This window comes from Streptomyces sp. NPDC058619 (assembly GCF_042717785.1).
Classification (GTDB): Bacteria; Actinomycetota; Actinomycetes; order Streptomycetales; family Streptomycetaceae; genus Streptomyces.
Window position 1 is genome coordinate 325,026 of record NZ_JBHXQN010000003.1, and the last position, 21,481, is coordinate 346,506.

Consider the following 21,481-nt stretch of genomic DNA (forward strand, 5'->3'; position numbering starts at 1 on the left):
AGGCCGATGGGAGCAGTCGGTACGGACCGTCCGGACACGCCGGTGACGGACGGCGCCGTGACGGACGATGTCGTGACGGACAGGTCCGTGGAGCGTGGACCCGGACCAGGGGAACGGGCGGCGGGTCCGCCCGCCGTACTGCTGAAGGCAGGCGTGGGAGCCGCGGTGGTCGCGTGTCTGGCCACGGCCCTGGTCCACGTGGTCCTCGTGTTCCTGCACGTGGCACCCCCGAACCCGGTTTCGCAGCTGTACGGCCGCCAGGTCCACGCGTGGGTCTTCCCCCTGTTCGAACAGAACTGGCGGCTCTTCGCACCGGACCCGGAGTCGGTCAACCGGCAGATCTCGGCCAGGACCGTGCACACCGCCGGGAACGGCACCGTCCGGGTCAGCGGGTGGGTCGACCTCACCGCCGTGGACAACGCCGCCGTCACGCACCACGTGATCCCCAGCCACACGACGCAGAACATGCTGCGCCGGGCCTGGACCTCCTACCTGGAAACACACGGCACCGACGACCGGCCGCACTCGCAGCGCGCCCGGATGATGCAGGAGTACCTGCGCAACATCGCGGCCGACCGCGTCGCCGCCCGGGAACACGGCGCGTTCGAGTCCCTCCAGCTGCGCGTGACCACCCTGCCCATCGCCCCCGCCCCGGCGGCCGGCCCCCGTCCCGCCTCGACCGCCCCCCGGCCCGTTGACGTGCGGTACCTCCCCTGGTGGAAGGCGGTTCCCCGTGGAAACTGAGAAGCGGCGGACAACGGCGTACGAGCGCTCGCCGCGCGGAGTCACCGACCGCATCGACGCGCTCCACACCGCCCTGACGGAGCGACCGGTCGCCCTCTACGGCGCGGCAGTGCTCCGCATCGGCTACGGACTCCTCTACCTGGTCTTCCTGCTGCGCGAGTTCCCCTACCGGGACGTGATCTGGGGGCCCGGCTCGCCGTGGACGCCGGCCCTGGCCGAGGAGCTCTTCGACCAGACGGGCTGGGTCAGCCTGCTCACGCTGTCGGACAACAAGGCCTACTTCGAGGCGTGTTACGCGGCCGCTCTCGTCACCTCCCTGCTGTTCATGCTCGGCTGGCACACCAGGGCGATGTCGGTGCTGTTCGCGCTCGTGGTGACGTCCTTCCACGCCCGGGCGATCTTCATGACGGACGGAGGGGACAACCTCATCCTCCTCATGTCCCTGTACCTCGTCTGCACCGCCTGCGGCCGCCGCTGGTCCCTCGACGCACGCAGGGCCCGCCTCCGGGCGATCCGCGACGACCCGGAGATCCGTACCGGGGACGCGGGCGGCGGCGCCCTGCGGGGCGGCGCACTACGGGCACAACCGGCCGCGGCGCGCACGCTCCTGACCACGGTGCTCCACAACTGCGGGATGTTCGTCATCGCGGCCCAGGTGTGCTTCCTCTACGGATCCGCCGGGCTCTACAAGGTCCAGGGCGGCTCCTGGGGCAACGGCACCGCTCTGCACTACGTGCTGAACCTCGACCTGTTCCGGCCCTGGCCCGGCCTCTCCCACCTGGTCGACGGCCACCCCGTACTGATCGCCGTCGTCGGCTACCTCACCGTGCTGCTCCAGGTCGCCTTCCCGTTCGTACTGTTCGGCAGGCTCAAGTACCCCGTCCTGTGCATGCTGTTGGGCATGCACGTGGGGATCGCCGTGCTGATGGGCCTGCCGCTCTTCTCGGGTGCGATGGTCATCGCGGACGCGGTGTTCCTGCCGGACCGCTTCTACCGGGCCCTGGGGCGGCTGTGCAGGTCGGCCGTCCGGGGCGGGTCCGGACACGGGGCCCCCGCCGCCGACTCCGTGCAGCCCCCTGACGCCGTGGTGACCGAACCGGCAGGATGGGCTGCGGCGCGTGTCGGCCGCCCGAGGGCCGGGCGGGCAGCGGCACCGCAGGGGAGCAGCGGTGGAGGTCCAGGGGTCCGGTAACGCCCGCGAGAGGTGGGCCGAGGAGGCCTACGCGGTGCTGGTCGGCGTGGCGGGCACGTACCGGGCGGTAGTCACCTACAAGGAACTCGGGGCCGAGATCCAGCAGCGGTCGGGGATCCGCACCGACGCCCTGCTGCACAACTGGATCGGCTCGGTCCTCGGCAAGGTGGTCCGCGAGGCGCACGGGCGGGGCGATCCGCCGTTGACGGCGCTGGTCGTGCGCAGCGCCGACGGCATGGTCGGCGAGGGATACAGGGAAGTCCTGGAGCTCGACGGGCAACCGGCCGTGACCGGGATCCGGGAACGCGAACAGCACGCCGCGGAGGCACGGCTCGCCTGTTACCGGAGGTTCGGCGCGACGCTGCCTCCCGACGGAGGGGTGCCCGCGCTCACCCCCAAGTACCAGGCGGCCGTGGACCGCGAGCGTGCCCGCACCGCGCCGCCGCCGGCCGTGTGCACCGGATGCTTCGTACAGCTGCCGGTGACGGGCGTCTGCGACTCCTGCTGAGGGCCGAGGACTGACGGCCGGCGCTGAGGGCCGAACCCTGACCGGCCGTGGCCGCTGTCCCGCGGGGCGGCGCTGCCGTCCGGAATCCGTGCCCGGATCCGGCTGCTCAAGCGCCGGGGCCGGGGGAGTACCGGATCTGCCGCGCCCGGCGGGGGGAAGTGCCGGGCAGGGCGTCCGGTTGCCGTGCGGATCCGGGCGGCAGCTCATCGTGCCGCCGGAGCCCCGGCCGCGTGATGGCGGGGGGATGCCACCACGCGGCTCGGGCCCGCTCGGGATCCCGCGCCGCTCACCGCCGCGGGCTCCCTGTATCCCGCTTTTGGCCGGGATCCGGCCGCTCAAACGGGCAGTGCGCGTACTTTTCCAAGTCCGTGCGGCACCGGCTGCGGCACCGGCACCGGCGCGGGTCACCGGCACACGCCGTCCGGCCCGGACGGGGCACCGCGCTCAGACCGCGGCGCCGGCGGTGATCTCCGCGCAGCGGGTGGCCACGGCGCCGAGCGAACCCTCCGTACGCAGCAACCCGCGCTGGACGCGCGCCCCGTTGCCCCGCTCCAGGAGAGCGGCGATGCCCTCCCGGACGCGTTCGTCGTCGCCGTGGTCGGCCAGGGCCTCGCGCACGTGGGCGTACAGCGCCTCGACGGCCGCCTCGGGCGACGTCTCCCGCATCGTTCCGGGATCGATGAGCGGGCCGTCCAGCCCCGAGCGCCCGGCGCGCCAGGCGGCGAGCCGCAGCAGACCGGTCCCGATCCTGGCGGGCGGCTGTCCGTCCTGCCAGGCGCGGGAGGCGGTCTCGACCAGGCCGCGCACCAGGGCGGCCAGCAGGACCGGGGTCGACGCGTCCAGGCAGACGTCCGCGACCCTGACCTCCACCGTCGGGTAGGCGGCGGACAGCCGGGCGTCGAAGTACATCATGCCCTCGTCGCGCAGCACGCCGGTGTCGAGCATGGCGCGGACCTGCTCGTGGTAGCGGTCGGCGGACCCGAAGACGTCGGTGGGTCCGGCCGACGGCAGCCGGTTCCAGACCCGGCTGCGATAGCTGCCGTAGCCGCTGTCCGCGCCCTGCCAGAACGGCGAGTTCGCGCTCATCGCGGTCAGTACGGGCAGCCAGGGGCGGATCCGGTCCAGGACGGCGACGCCCTCCTCGTCCGACTCCACCGACACGTGGACGTGGCAGCCGCACGTCAGCTGCTCCTGCGCGGTCAGGCCGAACTGCTCGCCGAGCCACTCGTACCGTCTGCCCGTGTTCAACGAGGGCCGGACCGGGAGCGGGGAGGTGCCGAGGGCCGCGACCAGCACCCCGGCGGCCGCGGCGTGCCGGGCGGCCTCCGCCCGCCACCGGGTGATCTCCTCCAAAAGCTCGCCCATCTCCGTGACCGGTTTGGTGGCGAACTCCAGTTGCTCCTTCTGCATTTCCTTTTCGAAGGTGTGCTCCTGAGGTTCGCCGCCCTCCGGCTGCTCCTCCACGGACCGGTCCGCGGCGGCCAGCACGGCCCCGGACAGGGCCAGCGGCTCGCCACTGCGGGCGTCCACCAGCAGCACTTCTTCTTCCACGCCCACGCTTCGCATGTCGCCGCCCATCGGTCCGCTGTTCAGATCGCCCCGCGCCTGCCCTGGCCCACCCCGAACCATGCCGACCAGGGCCGTTCGCGGACCGAGGGCATCGTGCGGGTTGAGGCGCCGGGCGCGGGGCAGGCGCGCCGTCGACGGAGGCGCCGCCGACCCCGGTACCCGGGCGGGCGGGGGCGCCACGGAGCTGATCGAGGGAGTGGTTTCGCGTGACCGAGAACGTGTGGGCCTACCGGGCCGGGGTGGACTACCTGGCGGCGGAACTCACCGGTTACACAGTCGAGGCGACCGACGGCCGCATCGGCAAGGTCGATAAGCATTCCGACGAGGTCACCGACGCCTACCTGGTCGTCGACACGGGCGTATGGATCTTCGGCAAGGAGGTCCTCCTCCCCGCGGGCACGGTGGTGCGCATCGACCACGAGGAGCGCACGGTTCACGTGGACCGTACGAAGGACCAGGTCAAGGCCGCCCCGGAGTTCCACCGGGACAAGCACCTCGACGACGAGCCGTACCGCCGGGAGCTGGGCTCGCACTACGGCTCGGGTGTCTCCGGCATGCCGTTCGGCCTCCCGCCGGCCTGACCCCGACCGCACCGCGGCGGGCACGCGCCCTCCCCCGTTTCGGGATCCGGGACGTGTGAGCCCCGGCTTCCGGGGCACGCGGTGCACCGGGACGGAGCGGTTCGCCCCGTACCCCCTCCCCGCCGACGTATCGACGTACCGACGTACCGAACACAGACCGAAGGAGTTGGGTTCACATGACCGAGCACGGGTGGAGCTACCAGGCGACTTCGGGCTACCTGGCCGGCGCCGACCTGACCGGCTACAAGGTCGAGGCGACCGACGGCAGCATCGGCAAGGTCGACAAGCACTCGTACGAGGCCGGTGACGCCTACGTGGTGGTCGACACCGGAGTGTGGATCTTCGGCAAGGAGGTCCTCCTCCCCGCGGGCACGGTGACCCGTGTCGACTCCGAGCAGCAGAAGATCTACGTGGACCGGACCAAGGAGCAGATCAAGGACGCTCCGGAGTTCATCCGGGCCACCCACCTCGCCGACCCCCAGTACCGCGAGGAGATCGGCCTGTACTACGGCATCGGCGGCCCCTTCGGCGGCCGGCCCGTGTGACGGCCGCTCCGCACCATCCCCCCGTGGGGCCGGACTCTTCCACGAGTCCGGCCCCACGGGCGTTCCGGTGGCCTCACCCCTCCCGCCGGTAGGACCGCCCGGCCCCGGAAGGCCACCACGGCCGAGCGCGGGACACCGGGCACCCGCGGGAGCGGGGCGGGAGGGCGCGACCGCTAGCCTGGCCGCCGGTGGACCGGGTGGGGCGCGAGGGGCGGGGGCGGCATGAAGCACCAACAGGTACTGGACAAGCTGGCGGCGAAGGGGCACGTGCGGGCCCTGGACGAGGAACTGGCGCGCTGGGTGCACTGGCAGATGGTCACCCCGCTCCCCTCCCACGAGGAACTGACCCGCGACGTCGTCACCCCGGTGCTCACCCGCTGGCGCTGCCTGCTCGACTCCGAGGAGGCGCGCCCCGCGACGCGGAACGTCGTCCGGGTCGCCCTCGCCACCCTGCTGCACAAGTACGGGTTCCAGGACCCCGAAGTCACGGCGGCGGCGGTCGAGGCGGTGGACGCCCTCAACCGCGACGTCGTGCTCTCCGACGCCTTCGCGCGGCAGTCCGAGGACATCAAGCGGCTCCTGTGCTCGGCGCCCGTCCCGCTGACCCGCAGGCCGGGCTCGCCGCGCTCCCTCACCTTCCTGCGGCCCGGAGACGTCCTGTCCATCGAGCTGGGCGGCCGCTTCCACGCCGCGTACGTGTGGAAGGTGCACGGCCTCAACGAGACACCCGTGATCGAGTTCTACGCCGGCACGTTCGCGCAGCCGCCCACCGTGGCCGACCTGGCCGACGGTGAGGCGGCACGGCCGGGCGGTCGCGCCCGCTTCGGTGTCGACGGCCTCACGTACCTGCCGGACCCGGCGAACCAGGTGAGGGCCGTCGCCGCGGGGCACGAGCAGGGCCCGCGGGGCGGGGAGCCCGGTCCCGGGCAGGGGCTGTACACGCTGTCGGACGTGATGACCCTCCAGCGGCACATGGCGGACCTCTTCGGTGGGGAAATTCCCGGCTTCGGATCCTGACCTGCGCGTTTGGTGGCCCTGATCCGGGTTAGACGGAGCAGTAAGAGGAGTTCCCGTCCCCCCAGGGAGTGATCAGCTGTGTCGAACAACGAGAAGAGCCAGGCCAAGGTCGAGCAGGCCAAGGGCAAGCTCAAGGAGACGGCCGGCCGCCTGGTGGGCAACGAGCGCATGACGGCTGAAGGCCGCGCCGGTCAGGCGAAGGGCGACGCCCGCCAGGCCAAGGAAAAGATCAAGGACGTCTTCAAGCACTGACCCGCACGAAGCGCCGGCCCCGCACGCCGGTGTCCGCCGCGGTCCCGAACCCCTGGAGGGTCCGGGACCGCGGTGCGTCCGAATCACGGGCGCATCACGTCCGAATCACACGAGGGAGGGCTCCCGCATGACCGTGCCGGGGGAAGGCAGAAGGACGGCCGGGCGCGGTTCCGCGTCGTTCGGGCGCGACGTGGTGCTGGCCGTGGGGCTCGCGGGGATCTGTGTGGGCGGCCTCGCCGTTTTCCTCAAGGCCGCCGGAGGCACCGGAGCGACGCTGCCGGTCGTACCCGTCGTCACGGTACTGGTCCTGGCGGCCGGCGTGGCGCTGGCCAAGTGGGGGGTCTCGCCCGTCAGGCGCCGCTCCGCACCTCGGCCGCCCCGCGGCCCGGCACCGTACGCGGACCCGTGCATGATCGAGGTGACCGCGGTACTGGACGTGCCCGACGCGCGGGAGGTCCCGGACGTACGGGAGGTCCCGGACGTCGATGCCGGCGCGCTGGACCACGCCGCGGTCGATGCCGACGGCTTCGAGCACACGATAGCCGCGCTGTGCGCGCGCGACGGCTGCACGCCCGTGGAAGTGGTGGGCGGCGCCGGTGACTTGGGCGCCGACGTGATCGCCATGACCCCGGACGGACTCCGCATCGTCGTCCAGTGCAAGCACTACGCCGACACGAACCGCGTCGGCTCGCAGGACCTGCAGCGCTTCGGCGGCACCTGCTTCGCCGTGCACGAAGCCGACGTGGCGATCGTCGTCACCACGAGTTCCTACACCGCCCCGGCCCTGGAGTACGCCGAAGGGTGCGGCATCATCTGCGTGGACGGCGAGGCCCTGGCCGCCTGGACCGACCTGGCCTCGCCCCCGCCCTGGGAGTCGGGCAGCCGAGACTCCGCCGCCCGGGTTTCCACGGCCTAGAACGCGGAGGACCGCCGCCGGCGCCGGCCGAGGGCCGCTTTACCCGACGGCGCTCCGGGGGAGCGGGACGTGGACGCGGTCCGCGGAACGGCGCAGGTCAGGACGGCAGCGCCCGCGCGCGCACCCGGTGGGCCGGCTCCTGGCCGCCGCCGCTGGGCAGCACGCGGACCTCGCCGCGGTCGCTGATCTCGGCCCTGACGATGCCGGTCTCGTCGGCGTACACGGGGTGGCCGCCCGGGCCCTTCTGCTCGGTCACGGACACCACCACGATGTCCTGCCCGGACTCGGGACCGTCCTCGAAGACCAGCTCGTACCTCTGGGTCTGCATGTGTGCCATCCGTCCTGGGGGTGCCGGCAAGGTGCTGCGAGCGGATCGGGTAGAGCTCTCGGCCATGCTCCGCCGCGGCCCCGTGCCGCGCATCTCGCGGGCGCCCGGACGGTGGCGCCGCCCCTGCCTGCCTGGGGATCCGGGAGGGAGGGCCGGGGGCCGGTTAGCCCGTCAGTGCACGGGTATGCGCCGCAGAGGGCGATCCGCGGCGGTTCGCGCCGCGGCGGCCACCAGAGGAAAGGCGTACGGGATGACCGATCAGGCGGAAGCGCGGCAGCACGAGCAGCTGCTGGCCGGGCTCAAGGTCGACGCGAGCCGGCCCGAACAGCCCGTCCTGCTCGACGGCGCGGGCCTGCCGATACGGACGTGGCGCGAGAACCACCCGTACGAGCGCAAGATCCGGCGCGGCGAGTACGAGCGCGCCAAGCGGATCCTGCAGATCGAGATGCTCAAACTGCAGAAGTGGGCGAAGGAGACCGGCGCCCGCATCGTGGTGGTCTGCGAGGGCCGGGACGCGGCGGGCAAGGGGGGCACCATCCAGCGGTTCACCGAACGCCTCAACCCCCGAGGCGCCCGGGTCGTCGCCCTCGACAAGCCCACCGAGCGCGAGGCGGGACAGTGGTACTTCCAGCGCTACGTCGACCACCTGCCGTCCGCCGGCGAGATCGTGTTCTTCGACCGGTCCTGGTACAACCGCGCCGGCGTCGAGAAGGTCATGGGCTTCTGCACGGACGAGGAGTACCGGCTGTTCCTCCGCCAGTGCCCGTCGTTCGAGACGATGCTCGTCGAGGACGGCATCCACCTGGTCAAGTTCTGGTTCTCCGTCTCCCGTGCCGAGCAGCGCACCCGCTTCGCCATCCGCCGCGTGGACCCGGTGCGCCAGTGGAAGCTCTCGCCCACCGACATGGCCTCCCTCGACCTCTGGGACGACTACACGGCGGCCAAGATCGCCATGTTCCGCGCCACCGACACGGTCGACGCCCCCTGGACCGTGGTCAAGAGCAACGACAAGCGCCTGGCGCGGCTCCAGGCCATGCGCCACCTGCTCTGGCGGCTGGACTACGCCAACAAGGACCCCGAGGCGGTCGGCCTCCCCGACCCCCTCATCGTGGGCGCCGCCGACACGCTCCTCGAACCCGGTGAAGAGACCACCGACCTCTCGCCGACCCCGCTGGCCGCCCACGCGTCGGGCCCCGGCGCACACCCCTGAGGAACCGTTCCCTCCGTTGCGTCCCCGGGCTGCGCCCCCGAGCCGCGCCGAACGCGCCGCCCGGGGGCGGCCCTTCGTCCGCCCGCGCGGGGAGACGTACGGAAACGGGATGCGGCCAGGTGGGCGCTGTGCCAGGCTGGCGGGCTCGGGGCGGCTCCTGCCAGAGCCGCGGACCGGCCCGTCCCGGGCCGAGCAGCACACCACAGGAGCATTCCGTGATCCCACCCCGCCTGGCCCCGCTGCTGGAGCAGTTCGACTTCGCCGTCGAGCGCCTCGTGGGCCGCATCGCGGGGCCCTTCATGGACAGCGGCGACGGTGCGGACACGAAGACGGTCCCGATGACGGACGAGGAGTACCTGTGGGAGCCGGTGCCCGACTGCTGGTCGGTCCGGCGGCGCGAGGACGGACCGGGGGCGCGGGCGACGCTCCTGGCCGGTGCCGGTCCCTGGGGTCGCGACGCCGCGGCGTACCCGCACCCGTGGCCGCCGCCCTTCACCACCCTCGCCTGGCGGCTCAGCCACCTCGGCGAGATGCTGGCGCTCCGCGCGGAGCACACGGCCGGCGCGCGCGTGCGGATCCGCGACGACCACCCCGTCAGCGGGGACGCGGCTGGGGCGGTCGCGGCCTTCACCGAGGGCGCGGCGGCCTGGCGGAAGGCGCTGGCGGGAGCCGACGACGACGCGCTCGACACCGTGGGCTACTGCACGTACCCGCACGGCAGCGACGCGGAGGAACCGTTCCTCGACATCGTGTGGTGGGTCAACCAGGAGGTCCTGCACCACGGAGCCGAGATCGCCCTCCTGCGCGACCTGTACCGGTCGCGGCAGGCCTGAGCACCCCGGCCTTCTCCTGAGCGCCCCGGCCCTCCTGCGGTCCCCGGCCCTCCTGCGGTCCCCGGTCCTCCCGCGGTCCCCGGTCCTCCCGCGATCCCCGGGGTCAGACGCCCATGGAGGTCAGGCTCTGCGCGATGCTGTTGAGCGTCGCTCCGATGCGCGGGTGCTCGACCTCGAAGCGGGCGAGTGACTGGTTCAGCCCCTCCAGCAGGCCGCCCTCGGCGCCGTGGTCCTCGCGGGCGGACGTGGCTTCGAGCCGTGCGATCAGGTCGTTGAGGTGGGCGCGTTCCTGGGGCGACAGGGACGGGTCCGCGGCCTGCTCCCGCAAGGTCGTGAGGGACGTGCGCAGTTCGTGCGTGGGCATCGGCGGTCCTGTCGTCAACGTTCCGTGGCTCTGACAGTGCTCCGGATACCCCGGTTCCGCCCCGCGAATCCGGGGTGCGCAGCGGTGCCCGGATCGGCGCCCGCCGCCCGCGCGGAGGTCCCGTATATGCGCCGCGCGCCATGACACGGTGCGGCGCCTAGGGAGTTGTGCTCGACCGGCACGAGGCGCTGCGCACCCGGTTGGTCCTGCGCGACGGCGACTTGTGGCAGAAGGCGACCTGGCCGGTGAAGTTGTACGTGGGGTTCCTCGGAGATCTCCAGGAAGGGATTGAGGGGGGCAGGTGGTCTGGCCGCCGTCGACGACGAGGGCGGTGCCGGTGGTGAAGGCGGCGTCGTCGGAGCACAGCCAGAGCACGGCGGAGGCGATTTCTTCCGGTTTGCCGAGGCGGCCGACGGGTTCGTCGGCGATGAGTCCCTCGTGGCCCCCTGGGCGGGTGTCGCCGAAACGGCGGATCATCTCGGTGTCGATGATGCCGGGGCAGACGGCGTTGATGCGGATGCCGACTGCGGCGTGGTCGAGGGCGGCGGAGCGGGTGAAGCCGATGACTCCGTGCTTGGCGGCGGCGTAGGCGGCCTGGCCCTTGAAGCCCTTGAAGCCCTTGACCCCGGCGCCGGAGGAGACGTTGACGATGGCGCCGCCGCCGTCCTGCCGGAGCATCTGCCGGATCTGGGCCCGGGTACACAGGAACGCGCCGGTGAGGCTGACGCTCAGGATGCGGTCCCAGTCGTCCTTGGCGGTGTCGGCGGCCGACTGGACGGGCTGCTCGACGCCGGCGTTGTTGAAGGCCGCGTCCAGGCTTCCGAAGTGTTCGACGCTCCGGTCGACCGCGGCCTGGACGTCCTCTTCGCTGGTGACGTCGCAGGTGAGGGTGAGGGCCTTCGTCCGCAACGGCCGCATGGACGTCCTGGCTGCCAACCAGCTCGCCCGCGCCTTCTACGCCGACGTGTACGCCTCGCCGCACAACCAGGCGAACCTGGCCCGGTTCCAGTTCCTCGACCCCGCCTCCCGCCGCTTTTTCCCCGACTGGGATCTCGCTGCCGACGTCGCCGTCGCCATCCTGCGCACCGAAGCCGGCCGCAACCCCCACGACAAGGACCTCCACGACCTCGTCGGCGAGCTGTCCACCCGCAGCGACGCCTTCCGCACCCGCTGGGGCGCCCACAACGTCCGCCACCACGGCACCGGCACCAAACGCTTCCACCACACGGCCGTCGGTGAGCTCACCCTCGCCTACGAAGGCCTGGAAATGGCCGCGGAACCCGGCCTCACCCTCACCATCTACACCGCCGAACCCGGCTCGCCCTCCGAAGAGGGCCTACGCCTGCTCGCCTCATGGGCAGCCACGCCCCAGGCCCTCGCACCACACTCAAGCGACTGACGATCCCCGGCCGACCGTGACCGTGCTCATCACGACGCCCCTGTCGTTAAACGTCGTTTGACGACGGGCGGCGGGCGTCCAATGAACCCGGACATTCCGGGACCTCGGAGCGCCGTCGATCCGATCAGATCCGATGGTGATTGATGACAGGGTTTGACGGCAGATAGGGTCCGATCCTCCGTACGGAAGGGACCCTAGGCGCCGAACCCGGTCTGTAAGCGGGTCTCGACCGACCAGCAGTCGACCGCCCGGCAGAACCTCGTCCTGGACGAGGCCGGCATCGAGGACCCGGTCGTCTTCGAGGAGGACGGCGGCACCTCCAGCCGTTCGACGGCGCCCAAGGCGTCCCGGCGGTCCCGGCCCAGCGCAAGGCCCGCCGCGAGTACGAGAACCGGGTCAACACACTCGCGCCGCCCGGTCCATGATCAATCTCAGCGCCAACGGCTGTACCGATGTACCTACCGACGTCAATTGCATCGGATGCGAATAGGCGACACCCATCCTGGAGGTTGGCCTGGGACCGCCTGGAAGCGGTCCCACCAGGGACGCTGACCTCGGAACCACGGTAGCGGCCTCCTCGGCGGACATCTGGAAGCCTCACTCCATCACCTCCGGGTCGCATCTGATGCGAAATTCTCGCGTTAGGTGTGATCAACGGAGAGTGATGACGGATGGGTAGGGACGGTCTTGTTCCAGGGTCTGCTCGGCTGCACCTGATCGACGGTCTGCCGTTGCTGCGGCCGGACGAGCAAGTCTTCGAGGCGATGATCATGGGCTGGCGCAACCAGCAGCTCGCCCGGAATCTCTCACTGGGGTACGTCAGTGACCAGGAACGTACAGTCCGGGCGTTCACCCGGCATGCCGATGCGATGCCGTGGCAGTGGACGCCACAGCACGTCGACGAATGGTCGGCCGATCTGCGGGCCGTGCACGGCTGCGTCCGCTCCACCTTGCGGAACTACCAGGGCTCGGTACGGCAGTTCTGCGACTTTCTGACCAACCCGGCCTACGGCTGGGGTGAGGAGTGCCTGCGGCGCTTCGGGACCCACCCCGTCCAGGTGGTCTACGACTGGAACGCCGCGACGCACGCCGACGAGGCCGAGGGTGAGCCGGAACGCCGGGCCTTCACCAGACCCGAGCTGGAAACATTTTTCGACCACGCTGACGAGGAGGTCCTGCGTGTTCGCGGCAAGGGCCGCAAAGGTTGGCTGCCGGCCTTCCGGGACGCCGCCTTGTTCAAGACCGCATACGCCTACGGCCTGCGACGCAACGACACCCGGATGCTGGATCTCACCGACTTCGGCCGCAATCCGGAGGGCCAAGAGTTCGGCGAGTACGGCACTCTGCTGGTCCGATACGGCAAGGCCAAGAAAGGCTCGCCACCCAAGCGTCGCAGCGTGCTTACCGTCTGGTACTGGACGCCCGGCACGATCGATGAATGGATCAGCGAGGTGCGGCCGGGGATGTCAACGCTCTCTGAAATTTGACCCCTGGCCAGTCTCTGAAATCTGACCCCGTTGTGGTTGGTCGTCGAGCGCCCTGGTCGTGTCTGAGTTGTCAGCGGTGGGTGCCAGAATCTGCGGCATGCCGATGTCTGACTACTTTTCCGCTGCTCACGACCAGGCCGCCATCGCGGTCCTCCAGACTCTGGGAGGACCGGGGCAGGCCGGGCTCGACGTGGTCTCGCTCAAGAACATCGACCCGGTCGTCGCGATCGCCCAGCTGGAAGCCGTGATGACCGGCTGCAGCTATGAGGAGGCCAGTGAACGCCCGCGGTCGGGACAACTGCTGTCCTCGCCGGAGGACGAGTCCTTCGTGGTCAGCGTGTCGGACACCTTGGTCGATGCCCTTGCCTCGGCTTCGCGGGACGATCTCGTCCGCTTTGCCGAGCTGTGGTCGATGACCGACGAACTGCGGCAGCTCGGGATCAGCGTCGAGGTCACGGTCGACGTCCTGGAGGCCCTGGCCGGCTTGGCTCGGCGCGCTCGTGCCTCCGGGCTGCGGTTGTATTGCTGGTTGGCACTGTGAGTCACCGGCGTCCGGTGGCGTTGTCCTTGCTCAGCAGTTCGCGTCGCTGGCGGGTGCGGTAGGAGCCGCCGGTCAGGGTGAGGACTTCGGCGTGGTGGACGAGTCGGTCGATCATCGCGGCCGCGACGACGTCGTCGGAGAACGTCTCTCCCCACCGCCCGAAGGGCAGGTTCGAGGTCACCATGACCGAGCCCTGTTCGTAGCGTGAGGCGATGAGCTGGAAGAACAGGTTCGCCGCGTCCTGGTCGAACGGGATGTAGCCCACCTCGTCGATGATGATCAGCTTGTAGCGGCGGATCTTCTTCAGTTCCGCGTCCAGGCGCCCGGCCTGGTGGGCCGCGGCCAGGCGGGAGATCCAGTTGCTCGCGGTGTCGAACAGGACCGAGTGGCCGGCCTGGGTGGCTTTGACGCCCAGGCCGATGGCCAGGTGGGTCTTGCCGAGCCCGGGCGGCCCGAGCAGGATCACGTACTCCGCCTTGGCGACGAACGTGCCGGTCGCCAGGTGGGCCAGGACGTCGCGCCGCAGCGAGGGCAGGTGGTCCAGGTTGAAGTCCTCCAGGGTTTTGACCTGCGGGAAGTGTGCGGTGCGGATCCGCATCGTGGTGCCATTGGACTCCCGGTCGGCGACCTGGCGCTGAAGCGAGTCCTTGCTGACGACCTCCCAGCCCTCCACTCACTGGTCAGCGGCCTGCGACGCGACTTCGACGCCGTCACCGCAGGACTCTCCACACCATGGAGCTCCGGCCAAGTTGAGGGCCACGTCACCCGCGTCAAGCTCATCAAGCGCATGGCCTACGGCCGAGCCAACCTTGACCTCCTACGCCAACGCGTACTCCTGGGCCCATGACCACGCGACAGCACACGATCCCCGGCAGAGCCCGATTTGCCCCAAGAGCCCGTCTGGATGGGGGCTACTGACTCGTCTCGTCAGAGGTCGATGCGATGCTCCGCAGCCGATGGGTCATCGACGGAGCCGTAGCGCAGGACGACGTGCGCTGGCCGGAACGGCAGGTCGTTCAGGATGGGCGCCATGACGGCGAAGAGTGCGTCGGCGTCCGATCCGTAGGCGTAGAGGGCGACCTCGCCGCCTCCGTACTCGTTCCCGTCGAACTCGCCGACGTCGGCTTGCTCGATCGCCTCGGTCAGCAGGGACTGGGCCTGGCGGACGGCCTCCCGCTGGGTTGGATCGCCGAGGCCAGCGTCGGCCAGTCGGTAGTGAGCGATGACGACATGCTCAACGTCGGTTTCTGCTTCGTCTGTGTCGGCCATACGGGAAACGTTCTCATCCCGGACCAACATCCTCGCCGACCTGGCCTTGCGGGATGCGGAGACCTCCACCTCCTACACCAACATGTACTCCTCGACCCGTGACCCTGCGACATCACAAGATCCCCGACAGAGCCGGAAAACCCGAGCGTCATGACCAAGACCGGCAACACTCGCTCCTGCCCGGCCGCGACCTGCACCTTCGTCTCGGGGAACCACAGGTCGCACTGCGTGATCTCGCCCGGCTCGTAGGTCGTCCGATCCACCGGGTCGATGCCGACGTACTCCGGCCGGATCAGTGCCAGCCGCTTGCGCAGGGGCGCCATCGAGTGCGGCCAGCCGATCCGCTCCGCGATCACCGGGGCCGGCATTCGCGGCCACTCGTGTAGCAACGCCCGCATCTGGGGCTCGAACGTGTCCGCCACCTGCCCGCGTGGCGCCCGCTCGTACCTCGGCGGCCGGTCCGAGGACAACGCGGCCCGCACCGTATTGCGGGCCACCCCCAGCCGCCGCGAGATCTCCTTGATGGGCACGCCCTCGGCTCGATGCAGCCGGCGTGTCTCCGCCCAGTCCTCCACCTTTAGCACCCTCCAAGAGTGATCAGGGGGTCAAGGTTGCGAGAGCAGTACGGGGTCAGTCTTCAGGAAGCATCAACAGGTCCGCCTGACACCCGAGGGATGAGCGGTGACGCCGGAGGAGTACGAGCGGTGGCACGTCCGGACCTGCGCACGCTGCGGGCGTCGGGCGGCGAAGTCCGCCGAGTGGTCAGACGGTCCGATCTGCCGGACCTGCTACGAACGCGCGATGCGCATCCGCGGCTGCCGAAGTGACCGACTGTTGCCGGGCCGAAACGATGCTGGTGCACCGGTCTGCCGCGACTGCGCGGGCATCGTCCGCGACTTCTTCGGCGATCGCTGCGGTTTCGAAGGGCTCTTGCTCGGCGGGCGCCTCTGCGAACGCTGCACCCTCGCCGACACCCTCGGCCGACTCCTCGACGACGGCACCGGTCGTGTAGCTCCTTCGCTGCAACCGCTGGTCACTGCCCTGCTGGAGATGGACCGCCCAAGAGCCGCCTGATCTGGCTCCGCAACCCCGACGTTGTCCGCCTCCTGCGGGACCTGGCCACCGGCACTGTCCCGCTCACCCACGACGGGCTGCACCAGGAAACACCCTGGCGAACTGTCGTCCACCTGCGTGACCTGCTGATGGACAGCGGCGTCCTGCCGCGCGTTGACCGGCAGCTCATGCTCTATCAGAGCTGGCTGACCGAACGGCTCGCCACCATCGAGGACCCCGAACACCGTCGGCGTATTCAGCACTTCCCCACCTGGCACCAGATGCGGCGCCTGCGGAGCAAGGCGGAGAAAGGGCCGCTGGGACGCTCCCAGACCAGCCAGACGAAACAGGAGATTACCCAGGCCGGCGCCTTCCTCACCTGGCTTACCGACCGAGGCCGCACCATCGAACACTGCCAGCAGGCCGACCTCGACGCCTGGCACACGGAGAAGCTCGCCACCCGGCGCCCGGCCCAGACGTTCCTGCGCTGGTGCATGAAGACGAGCCGGATGCCCCGCGTCACCCTGCCACCCCAGGTCATCAACCAGGACCAAGCGCCGCTGCACCAGCACCGCCGACTCGCCATTCTTCGGCGGGCCCTCAATGACGACTCCCTGCCCCTGCGGGCCCGGGTCGCCGCCGCGCTGGTTCTCCTCTATGCCCAACCCGTCACCTCCATCGTCCGCCCCACGGTCGACGACGTCCTTGACGACGGGGCCACCGCCGCCGTCCGGCTGGGAGATCCGCCGTCCCCGCTGCCCGAGCCCGTCGCTGACCTCATGCGGACCTACATCCAGTCCCGCCAGCACCTGTCCTACGCCAGCAGCAGTGCTCACACTGGCTCTTCTCCGGCCGCCAGCCCGGACAGCCGATGAACCCGGTCAGCCTCCAAGTCCACCTGTGGGAGATCGGCGTCCCACCGCAGCGCGGCAGGACCTCTGCGATCCGCCAACTCGTCCTCCAGGCCCCGGCCCCCGTCATCGCGAAGGCGCTCGGCTACCACGACAAGACAGCCACCCGCCTGCTCACCGAAGCCGGAGGAACCTGGGCACGATACGCCCCCGGCGACCACTCACGGTGACGTCAGGATCGACCTCACTGAGTCCAGTTGTGGAAGCGCGCCCGCTTGGGACCGCACGCGCCGTCGGCGAGGGCCTTGTCGTAAACCCGCTGCACGGCGGCGTCGGCCTCGGCCTTCGGCGCATTCATGGGGATGTAGACCCCGGAGTAGGCGACGCACAATGAGTTGATCTTGATGTGACTTCGCACGTGGTCAGCACAATGAAGCCGCAGTAAATGCGTACACCTCGCCCTGGCGGCCGGAACGGACCGCCGCAGGTCGCGACGATCACGGCAGGGCTCCGTCGCAGTAAATCCGGTATTTACTGCGGCAGTTGCGAACGTGTTTCCGCGATCGAGCATCCGCCCGAATGTCGTTCTGCTGTGCGGACTTGAGGGAAGGGGACTGTCAGTGCCCGGCGCCAGCATGCTTACCTGGGTCATGCCCCAGATCCTCCGTCACGGGCAGGCACTCGGCGAGCAGGTCGACGACGTCGCGCCAGGCTCGCTGCGCGTGCCGTGGGTGGTAGCCGACGCCGGGGACCACAGGGTGGTCGACCGGCGGGTGGTGGAAGGCGTGCAAGGCGCCGCCGTAGACCGCGAGGCGCCAGTCGACGCCCGCGGCCTGCATCTCGGCGGTGAACGCGTTTCGTTGCGCGGGCGGCATGATCGGGTCTTCCGACCCGACCCCGGCCCACACCGGGCAGCGAATGCGCGCCGCCTCGCCCGGTCGGCCCGTGGTCAGTGCGTTGACTGTTCCGATCGCGCGCAGGCTGACGCCGTCGCGCCCGAGTTCCAGCCCGACGGCGCCCCCGGTGCCGTAGCCGACGGTGGCGATCCGGTCGGGGTCGGTCCGCGGTTCGGCGCGCAACACGTCGAGCGCCGCACGGCCGATGCCCCGCATCCGGTCGGGGTCGGCGAGCAGTGGCATGCAACGGGCCAGCATCTCCTCGGGGTCGCCCAAATAGCGCCCGCCGTGAAGGTCGAAGGCCAGCGCCACGTATCCCAGCTCGGCGAGAGCATCGGCCCGGCGGCGCTCGACGTCGCTGAGCCCCATGCCCTCTGGTCCGAGCAGCACCGCGGGCCGGCGGTCGACACCGGCCGGGAGCGCGAGGTGCCCGATCATCGTCAAACCGTCGGCCGGATACTCGACCGTACGCGTCGTAATCTTCGTCATGAGACTGGACTGTAGTGATCGTCGAGCCCGCTCCGGCTGGTGTTCTGCCGCTGGCAGAACAGCGCGCGTGTCCCTCTGAAATACCGGGGCCAAGCGCTCAGGGCTTCAAGATCATCTAGTTGTCCCTTTGGTGCGTACCTCGGTCACACCCCAGCAAACGATGGCACCTTCGGGCATCCGAACGGCATGGAGCGCCGGCCCTTCTTCTCGAGGGGCCCTTCAAGGACGCGGACGGGAGGCCGGAGCGGTCTTCGCACGACGCCTACGGGGGATACCTGGCGGCCCCGACCGGGCCCGGAAGTGACCACGGGCCGGCAGGCGGGGCGCGGAGTCAGCGGGGGAGGGCCGCGATGATCGCCTTGCCCGGACCGAACTGCGGCTGGACGACGGTCACCGACTGGGCGAGGCGCTGTACCAGGGGCCAGCCGAACCCGCCGGTCCGGCCGGAGAGGTCGGGGCTGCGGTCCTGGGGGTGGGCGGAGCTGGGGTCCTCGACGGTGACGTGGATGAGGTGGCGGTCGGCGCGCAGGTGCAGCGCCGTCACCGCACCGGCGTGACGCAGGGCGTTGGTGACGAGTTCGGAGACCAGCAACAGCACGTTCTGGACGGTCGTCTCCGGCGGGGGCGGGTTCAGGTCCGCCAGGAAGCCGCACGCGGCGTCGCGTGCCTGCGCCGCGCGCACGGGCCTGCAGCTGCATTCGAGCGGATGGCCGGTGGGAGAGTCCTCGACCAGGTTCAGGTTCTGCATGGCGTTCACCCCGTTCTGCGGCGGCCCCGTCCGCGGGCCTTTCCCGCGCTGACCCCGCGGGACGGGTCCGGGAGCGTGGGCTCCCGGGTGTCGTCAGTTGGTGGCGAGCATGCCCTCGCGCAGGCGGGCGAGCGTGCGGGTCAGGAGGCGGGAGACCTGCATCTGTGAGATGCCGAGGCGCTCGCCGATCTGGGCCTGCGTCATCTCCTGGCCGAAGCGCATCTGGATGATGAGCTTCTCGCGTCCCGCGAGCTGCTCCAGCAGGGGCGCGAGGCTGTGCAGGTCCTCGAAGAGCTCCATGGCCGGGTCCTCGTCGCCGAGCGTGTCGGCGAGGGCGCGCGGGGCGCTGTCGGACGACTCGTCCTGGTCGTTGTCGAGGGACTGGCTGGAGTGGCCGTTCGCGGCGACGAGGCCTTCGATGACCTCGTCGTCGGTGAGGTTCAGGTGGGTCGCCAGCTCCCGGACCGTCGGCGCGCGGTCGAGGTCCGCGCTGAGCTCCTCCTTGCCGCGGGCCAGCTGGATGCGGAGCTCCTGGAGCCGCCGCGGGACGTGCACCGCCCAGGTCGCGTCGCGGAAGTGACGCTTGATCTCCCCGGTGATGTAGGGGAGGGCCAGGGTGGTGAACTCGTTCCCCATGGCCGGGTCGAAGCGGTCGATGGCCTTGATGAGGCCGATCGTGCCGACCTGGATGAGGTCCTCGATGTCGGTGCCGTCGGTGCGGTTGCGGAACCGGCGCGCAGCGAACTGGACCAGGGACAGGTTCATCTCGATCAGCGTGTTGCGTACGTACTGACGCTCCGGGGTGCCTTCCTCCAGGGTGCTGAGGCGGAGGAAGAAGACCTTCGACAGGGCGCGGGCGTCAGCCGGAGCGACCTCGCGGGCGTTGTCGATGCGCGGCAGCTGCGCCGGCACGGCGGCCTCTGCCGAAACCTGCTGGGTCGTGGCGGCGACTGCCTGCTGCGTGGCGACGATGTTCACTGTCCGCTCCCTGGCGCGATCTCGACTTCATGGCCGGTGGCACTCCCCGGTGCCGCGGCCGGTGTGGCTGCGCAGCAAGAGCATGGCCTGTGCGGGGCACACCCGTCAAGCAATACGTGAAAAACTTTTCGTGAGTCGTGTTGCGTGAAAGCTGTTTGGCGTGATGAATCTATCCAAACGGGGTAAAACGACGCCTCTTTGTCGACATTCCCCCTTCCTGGGCGGGCGTGGCACGGGATCCGCGGTCCGGGGTGACCGGGATACCGGCCGAACGGACGATGAGGTGCCCGTCGCGTCTTCCGTAGCATCTCCCGCCTCGCCGAGGGCCCCGGCCGCGGCATCGCGATCACGATCGACGACGGCCCGGACCCCCTCTGGACGCCGCAGGTCCTCCAGGTGCTCAAGGAGAACGACGTCAAGGCGACGTTCTGCATGATCGGGACCGAGGCGCGCGCGCATACCGGCCTCGTCCGCCAGGTCGCGGCCGCCGGGCACCGGCTGTGCGACCACTCCGTCGACCACGACGTGACGATGGACCACAAGCCCGTCGCCTACCAGAAGCAGCAGATCCTCGAAGCCAAGGACATGATCGAGAAGGCGGCCCCGGGCGTCACCGTGGACTACTACCGGGCCCCGGGCGGCGCGTTCACGCCGGACAGCCGGGCCATAGCCGCCGCGAGCGGCATGCGGCCCCTGGGCTGGAGCGTGGACCCCAAGGACTGGAGCAGGCCGGGCCTGCCGGCCATCGTGTCCGCGGTGGAGAACGGCCTGCCCCGGCAGCCGACGGTCCTCTTCCACGACGGCGGCGGTGACCGCAGCGAGACGGTCGCGGCGCTGAAGGAGTACCTCCCCTGGCTCGCCGCACGCGGCTACACCTTCACCTTCCCGGACCGCACCACCCCCTGACCCGGAGCCCTTGACCCGGCGCCCCGGGCCTGACCGGCGCACGCGAGGGCGTGCGCCGGTCAAAGGGTGACGTGGGCCGCGATGGTCCGTGCGCTCGCCAGGGGTTCGGTGTGCGTCGTGTCGACCTCCAGGTCGTAGACCACCCCCCGGTGGACCAGGTCCGCCTGTGACGCGGCCATTCCCCGGACCCGGTCGCCCCGTGCGAGCTCGCGGCCCGCGGCGACCGCGCCCTCGCACCTGACGCCGACCCACAACACCTCCAGCCCGCCGACGGCCTCCTGCCACCGCCGCTGGGACGCCGCCCCGCCGAGGAACACGTCGTCGATGACGATCCGGGCGCCCGCACGGGCCATCGCCGCGATGCCCCCGGTCCAGGCCGCCTCCAGCGTCCGGAAGTCCGCCCCGACGCCGACCCGGCCGTCCGCCGCGATCTGGATCCCCGCGTCCGAATCCCGCATGGCCGCCGGCAGTGCGTCGACGAACGCGTCACACCCGAACGCCAGCCACGGATCCGGCAGTACGGCCTGCAGGCACCGGACGATCCCGGACTTCCCCGAGCTGGAACCGCCGTTGAGAATGATCATCCGAGTCGTCACCGCGCCACCGTAGGGGAACCTCCCCACGGCACGAAACGGATTTCGCCGGACGGCGAGGACGGGACCGGAAACGACAGGAGGGCCCGGATCCGTGGGGATCCGGGCCCTCCTGGGCAGTAGCGGGGACAGGATTTGAACCTGCGACCTCTGGGTTATGAGCCCAGCGAGCTACCGAGCTGCTCCACCCCGCGTCGGTGAACACCACCCTA

General features: G+C 70.6%; 26 protein-coding genes, 1 tRNA gene and 3 pseudogenes. 18 read left to right on the forward strand and 12 right to left on the reverse strand.

Annotated features, from left to right (window positions below):
- The first annotated feature begins 6 nt into the window (after nucleotides 1–6).
- The 3 genes from ACFWTC_RS05495 to ACFWTC_RS05505 are packed head-to-tail and all read left to right on the forward strand — an operon-like array spanning nucleotide 7 to nucleotide 2,444.
- Nucleotides 7–744: a DUF5819 family protein gene (locus tag ACFWTC_RS05495; protein WP_383927732.1), complete on the forward strand. Its 738-nt coding sequence runs from the start codon at nucleotides 7–9 to the stop codon at nucleotides 742–744.
- Nucleotides 734–1,936: an HTTM domain-containing protein gene (locus ACFWTC_RS05500; protein WP_383927735.1), complete on the forward strand. Its 1,203-nt coding sequence runs from the start codon at nucleotides 734–736 to the stop codon at nucleotides 1,934–1,936. Before ACFWTC_RS05495 ends, ACFWTC_RS05500 begins: the two co-directional genes overlap by 11 nt.
- Entirely contained in the window at nucleotides 1,914–2,444 is a 531-nt protein-coding gene (locus ACFWTC_RS05505) for a hypothetical protein (RefSeq protein ID WP_383927738.1), read from the forward strand. Before ACFWTC_RS05500 ends, ACFWTC_RS05505 begins: the two co-directional genes overlap by 23 nt.
- A 444-nt stretch (nucleotides 2,445–2,888) precedes the next feature.
- Here the strand turns inward: ACFWTC_RS05505 and ACFWTC_RS05510 are convergent, their stop codons facing one another.
- Nucleotides 2,889–4,010, reverse strand: a complete 1,122-nt coding sequence (locus ACFWTC_RS05510) for a glutamate--cysteine ligase (protein ID WP_383927741.1) — start codon at nucleotides 4,008–4,010, stop codon at nucleotides 2,889–2,891.
- Nucleotides 4,011–4,219: 209 nt separating this feature from the next.
- On the opposite strand from ACFWTC_RS05510, the gene ACFWTC_RS05515 reads away from it, so the two are divergent.
- The 5 genes from ACFWTC_RS05515 (at nucleotide 4,220) to ACFWTC_RS05535 (ending at nucleotide 7,324) form a co-directional block, all read left to right on the forward strand.
- Nucleotides 4,220–4,594 (forward strand): PRC-barrel domain-containing protein, encoded by a 375-nt coding sequence (locus ACFWTC_RS05515; RefSeq protein ID WP_384026139.1) that lies wholly within the window; start codon nucleotides 4,220–4,222, stop codon nucleotides 4,592–4,594.
- Nucleotides 4,595–4,770: 176 nt separating this feature from the next.
- The gene (locus tag ACFWTC_RS05520) at nucleotides 4,771–5,139 is read left to right on the forward strand and encodes a PRC-barrel domain-containing protein (RefSeq protein ID WP_383927746.1); all 369 of its coding nucleotides are present in this window, start codon (nucleotides 4,771–4,773) and stop codon (nucleotides 5,137–5,139) included.
- A 222-nt stretch (nucleotides 5,140–5,361) separates the two neighbouring features.
- Complete coding sequence (locus ACFWTC_RS05525) at nucleotides 5,362–6,156, forward strand: hypothetical protein (RefSeq protein WP_384026136.1); 795 nt, start codon at nucleotides 5,362–5,364, stop codon at nucleotides 6,154–6,156.
- A gap of 78 nt (nucleotides 6,157–6,234) precedes the next feature.
- A complete protein-coding gene (locus ACFWTC_RS05530; RefSeq protein WP_383927751.1) occupies nucleotides 6,235–6,408 on the forward strand; it encodes a CsbD family protein in 174 nt (57 codons plus the stop codon).
- Nucleotides 6,409–6,535: 127 nt separating this feature from the next.
- The gene (locus tag ACFWTC_RS05535; protein WP_383927754.1) at nucleotides 6,536–7,324 is read left to right on the forward strand and encodes a restriction endonuclease; all 789 of its coding nucleotides are present in this window, start codon (nucleotides 6,536–6,538) and stop codon (nucleotides 7,322–7,324) included.
- A gap of 97 nt (nucleotides 7,325–7,421) precedes the next feature.
- Here ACFWTC_RS05535 and ACFWTC_RS05540 read toward each other — a convergent pair whose 3' ends face one another.
- Nucleotides 7,422–7,652, reverse strand: a complete 231-nt coding sequence (locus ACFWTC_RS05540; protein WP_383927757.1) for a DUF6296 family protein — start codon at nucleotides 7,650–7,652, stop codon at nucleotides 7,422–7,424.
- Nucleotides 7,653–7,902: 250 nt separating this feature from the next.
- Between ACFWTC_RS05540 and ppk2 the strand changes: the two genes are divergently transcribed.
- Together ppk2 and ACFWTC_RS05550 are read left to right on the forward strand one after the other, a co-directional pair.
- Entirely contained in the window at nucleotides 7,903–8,862 is a 960-nt protein-coding gene (ppk2, locus tag ACFWTC_RS05545) for a polyphosphate kinase 2 (protein WP_383927760.1), read from the forward strand.
- A gap of 215 nt (nucleotides 8,863–9,077) precedes the next feature.
- A complete protein-coding gene (locus ACFWTC_RS05550) occupies nucleotides 9,078–9,695 on the forward strand; it encodes a DinB family protein (protein WP_383927763.1) in 618 nt (205 codons plus the stop codon).
- Nucleotides 9,696–9,798: 103 nt separating this feature from the next.
- Here ACFWTC_RS05550 and ACFWTC_RS05555 read toward each other — a convergent pair whose 3' ends face one another.
- On the reverse strand, nucleotides 9,799–10,977 hold the full coding sequence (locus ACFWTC_RS05555) for an SDR family oxidoreductase (RefSeq protein WP_384026133.1): 1,179 nt from the start codon (nucleotides 10,975–10,977) through the stop codon (nucleotides 9,799–9,801).
- On the opposite strand from ACFWTC_RS05555, the pseudogene ACFWTC_RS05560 reads away from it, so the two are divergent.
- The 3 genes and pseudogenes from ACFWTC_RS05560 to ACFWTC_RS05570 form a co-directional block, all read left to right on the forward strand.
- Nucleotides 10,955–11,458: pseudogene (locus ACFWTC_RS05560) on the forward strand (transcriptional regulator); the annotation flags it as partial. The gene ACFWTC_RS05555 and the pseudogene ACFWTC_RS05560 sit on opposite strands and share 23 nt — an antisense overlap.
- A gap of 671 nt (nucleotides 11,459–12,129) precedes the next feature.
- Nucleotides 12,130–12,945, forward strand: coding sequence for a site-specific integrase (locus ACFWTC_RS05565; protein ID WP_384026130.1), 816 nt, complete (start codon nucleotides 12,130–12,132; stop codon nucleotides 12,943–12,945).
- 97 nt (nucleotides 12,946–13,042) lie between these two features.
- Nucleotides 13,043–13,486 carry a hypothetical protein gene (locus tag ACFWTC_RS05570; RefSeq protein WP_384026127.1) on the forward strand — a complete coding sequence of 148 codons (444 nt, stop codon included), beginning with the start codon at nucleotides 13,043–13,045 and terminating at the stop codon, nucleotides 13,484–13,486.
- Between the two features lies 1 nt (nucleotide 13,487).
- Here the strand turns inward: ACFWTC_RS05570 and istB are convergent, their stop codons facing one another.
- Nucleotides 13,488–14,159: an IS21-like element helper ATPase IstB gene (istB, locus tag ACFWTC_RS05575; RefSeq protein WP_384026124.1), complete on the reverse strand. Its 672-nt coding sequence runs from the start codon at nucleotides 14,157–14,159 to the stop codon at nucleotides 13,488–13,490.
- Between the two features lie 12 nt (nucleotides 14,160–14,171).
- Here istB and ACFWTC_RS05580 point away from each other — a divergent pair.
- Nucleotides 14,172–14,333 (forward strand): annotated as a pseudogene (locus ACFWTC_RS05580) (transposase); the annotation flags it as partial.
- Nucleotides 14,334–14,413: 80 nt separating this feature from the next.
- Here ACFWTC_RS05580 and ACFWTC_RS05585 read toward each other — a convergent pair.
- Both ACFWTC_RS05585 and ACFWTC_RS05590 read right to left on the reverse strand, forming a co-directional pair.
- A complete protein-coding gene (locus ACFWTC_RS05585) occupies nucleotides 14,414–14,755 on the reverse strand; it encodes a hypothetical protein (protein WP_383930993.1) in 342 nt (113 codons plus the stop codon).
- A 134-nt stretch (nucleotides 14,756–14,889) separates the two neighbouring features.
- A pseudogene (locus ACFWTC_RS05590) lies at nucleotides 14,890–15,339 on the reverse strand (IS21 family transposase); the annotation flags it as partial.
- Nucleotides 15,340–15,556: 217 nt separating this feature from the next.
- Between ACFWTC_RS05590 and ACFWTC_RS05595 the strand changes: the two are divergent.
- From ACFWTC_RS05595 to ACFWTC_RS05605, 3 genes are all read left to right on the forward strand, one after another.
- Nucleotides 15,557–15,829 (forward strand): hypothetical protein, encoded by a 273-nt coding sequence (locus ACFWTC_RS05595; RefSeq protein WP_383930996.1) that lies wholly within the window; start codon nucleotides 15,557–15,559, stop codon nucleotides 15,827–15,829.
- A 128-nt stretch (nucleotides 15,830–15,957) separates the two neighbouring features.
- Nucleotides 15,958–16,683: a hypothetical protein gene (locus tag ACFWTC_RS05600; protein WP_383930999.1), complete on the forward strand. Its 726-nt coding sequence runs from the start codon at nucleotides 15,958–15,960 to the stop codon at nucleotides 16,681–16,683.
- A complete protein-coding gene (locus tag ACFWTC_RS05605; RefSeq protein ID WP_383931002.1) occupies nucleotides 16,680–16,889 on the forward strand; it encodes a hypothetical protein in 210 nt (69 codons plus the stop codon). The genes ACFWTC_RS05600 and ACFWTC_RS05605 overlap by 4 nt, the downstream gene beginning before the upstream one ends.
- Before the next feature lie 14 nt (nucleotides 16,890–16,903).
- Here ACFWTC_RS05605 and ACFWTC_RS05610 read toward each other — a convergent pair whose 3' ends face one another.
- The 4 genes from ACFWTC_RS05610 to ACFWTC_RS05625 all read right to left on the reverse strand — a co-directional run bounded on the left by ACFWTC_RS05610 (nucleotide 16,904) and on the right by ACFWTC_RS05625 (nucleotide 19,770).
- Nucleotides 16,904–17,077, reverse strand: coding sequence for a hypothetical protein (locus ACFWTC_RS05610; protein WP_383931005.1), 174 nt, complete (start codon nucleotides 17,075–17,077; stop codon nucleotides 16,904–16,906).
- A 199-nt stretch (nucleotides 17,078–17,276) separates the two neighbouring features.
- The gene (locus ACFWTC_RS05615; RefSeq protein WP_383931008.1) at nucleotides 17,277–18,044 is read right to left on the reverse strand and encodes a dienelactone hydrolase family protein; all 768 of its coding nucleotides are present in this window, start codon (nucleotides 18,042–18,044) and stop codon (nucleotides 17,277–17,279) included.
- 331 nt (nucleotides 18,045–18,375) lie between these two features.
- A complete protein-coding gene (locus tag ACFWTC_RS05620) occupies nucleotides 18,376–18,792 on the reverse strand; it encodes an ATP-binding protein (protein WP_383931010.1) in 417 nt (138 codons plus the stop codon).
- A 93-nt stretch (nucleotides 18,793–18,885) separates the two neighbouring features.
- Nucleotides 18,886–19,770 carry an RNA polymerase sigma factor SigF gene (locus ACFWTC_RS05625; RefSeq protein ID WP_383931013.1) on the reverse strand — a complete coding sequence of 295 codons (885 nt, stop codon included), beginning with the start codon at nucleotides 19,768–19,770 and terminating at the stop codon, nucleotides 18,886–18,888.
- A gap of 351 nt (nucleotides 19,771–20,121) precedes the next feature.
- On the opposite strand from ACFWTC_RS05625, the gene ACFWTC_RS05630 reads away from it, so the two are divergent.
- Nucleotides 20,122–20,676 (forward strand): polysaccharide deacetylase family protein, encoded by a 555-nt coding sequence (locus tag ACFWTC_RS05630; protein ID WP_384074066.1) that lies wholly within the window; start codon nucleotides 20,122–20,124, stop codon nucleotides 20,674–20,676.
- Nucleotides 20,677–20,735: 59 nt separating this feature from the next.
- On the opposite strand, the gene cpt is transcribed toward ACFWTC_RS05630, so the two are convergent.
- Nucleotides 20,736–21,272, reverse strand: a complete 537-nt coding sequence (cpt, locus tag ACFWTC_RS05635) for a chloramphenicol phosphotransferase CPT (protein ID WP_383931019.1) — start codon at nucleotides 21,270–21,272, stop codon at nucleotides 20,736–20,738.
- Between the two features lie 117 nt (nucleotides 21,273–21,389).
- A tRNA-Met gene (locus ACFWTC_RS05640) sits at nucleotides 21,390–21,463 on the reverse strand.
- Nucleotides 21,464–21,481 lie beyond the last annotated feature (18 nt).

What these genes read in the sequence shown, in the direction of transcription:
- ACFWTC_RS05495 (WP_383927732.1), top strand. Translation starts at nt 7, where the DNA reads ATGGGAGCAGTCGGTACGGACCGTCCGGACACGCCGGTGACGGACGGC.
- ACFWTC_RS05510 (WP_383927741.1), bottom strand. Translation starts at nt 4,010, where the DNA reads ATGCGAAGCGTGGGCGTGGAAGAAGAAGTGCTGCTGGTGGACGCCCGC.
- ACFWTC_RS05520 (WP_383927746.1), top strand. Translation starts at nt 4,771, where the DNA reads ATGACCGAGCACGGGTGGAGCTACCAGGCGACTTCGGGCTACCTGGCC.
- ACFWTC_RS05525 (WP_384026136.1), top strand. Translation starts at nt 5,362, where the DNA reads ATGAAGCACCAACAGGTACTGGACAAGCTGGCGGCGAAGGGGCACGTG.
- ACFWTC_RS05535 (WP_383927754.1), top strand. Translation starts at nt 6,536, where the DNA reads ATGACCGTGCCGGGGGAAGGCAGAAGGACGGCCGGGCGCGGTTCCGCG.
- ACFWTC_RS05540 (WP_383927757.1), bottom strand. Translation starts at nt 7,652, where the DNA reads ATGCAGACCCAGAGGTACGAGCTGGTCTTCGAGGACGGTCCCGAGTCC.
- ppk2 (WP_383927760.1), top strand. Translation starts at nt 7,903, where the DNA reads ATGACCGATCAGGCGGAAGCGCGGCAGCACGAGCAGCTGCTGGCCGGG.
- ACFWTC_RS05555 (WP_384026133.1), bottom strand. Translation starts at nt 10,977, where the DNA reads ATGCGGCCGTTGCGGACGAAGGCCCTCACCCTCACCTGCGACGTCACC.
- ACFWTC_RS05565 (WP_384026130.1), top strand. Translation starts at nt 12,130, where the DNA reads ATGGGTAGGGACGGTCTTGTTCCAGGGTCTGCTCGGCTGCACCTGATC.
- ACFWTC_RS05570 (WP_384026127.1), top strand. Translation starts at nt 13,043, where the DNA reads ATGCCGATGTCTGACTACTTTTCCGCTGCTCACGACCAGGCCGCCATC.
- ACFWTC_RS05585 (WP_383930993.1), bottom strand. Translation starts at nt 14,755, where the DNA reads ATGGCCGACACAGACGAAGCAGAAACCGACGTTGAGCATGTCGTCATC.
- ACFWTC_RS05595 (WP_383930996.1), top strand. Translation starts at nt 15,557, where the DNA reads ATGCGCATCCGCGGCTGCCGAAGTGACCGACTGTTGCCGGGCCGAAAC.
- ACFWTC_RS05600 (WP_383930999.1), top strand. Translation starts at nt 15,958, where the DNA reads ATGGACAGCGGCGTCCTGCCGCGCGTTGACCGGCAGCTCATGCTCTAT.
- ACFWTC_RS05605 (WP_383931002.1), top strand. Translation starts at nt 16,680, where the DNA reads ATGAACCCGGTCAGCCTCCAAGTCCACCTGTGGGAGATCGGCGTCCCA.
- ACFWTC_RS05615 (WP_383931008.1), bottom strand. Translation starts at nt 18,044, where the DNA reads ATGACGAAGATTACGACGCGTACGGTCGAGTATCCGGCCGACGGTTTG.
- ACFWTC_RS05620 (WP_383931010.1), bottom strand. Translation starts at nt 18,792, where the DNA reads ATGCAGAACCTGAACCTGGTCGAGGACTCTCCCACCGGCCATCCGCTC.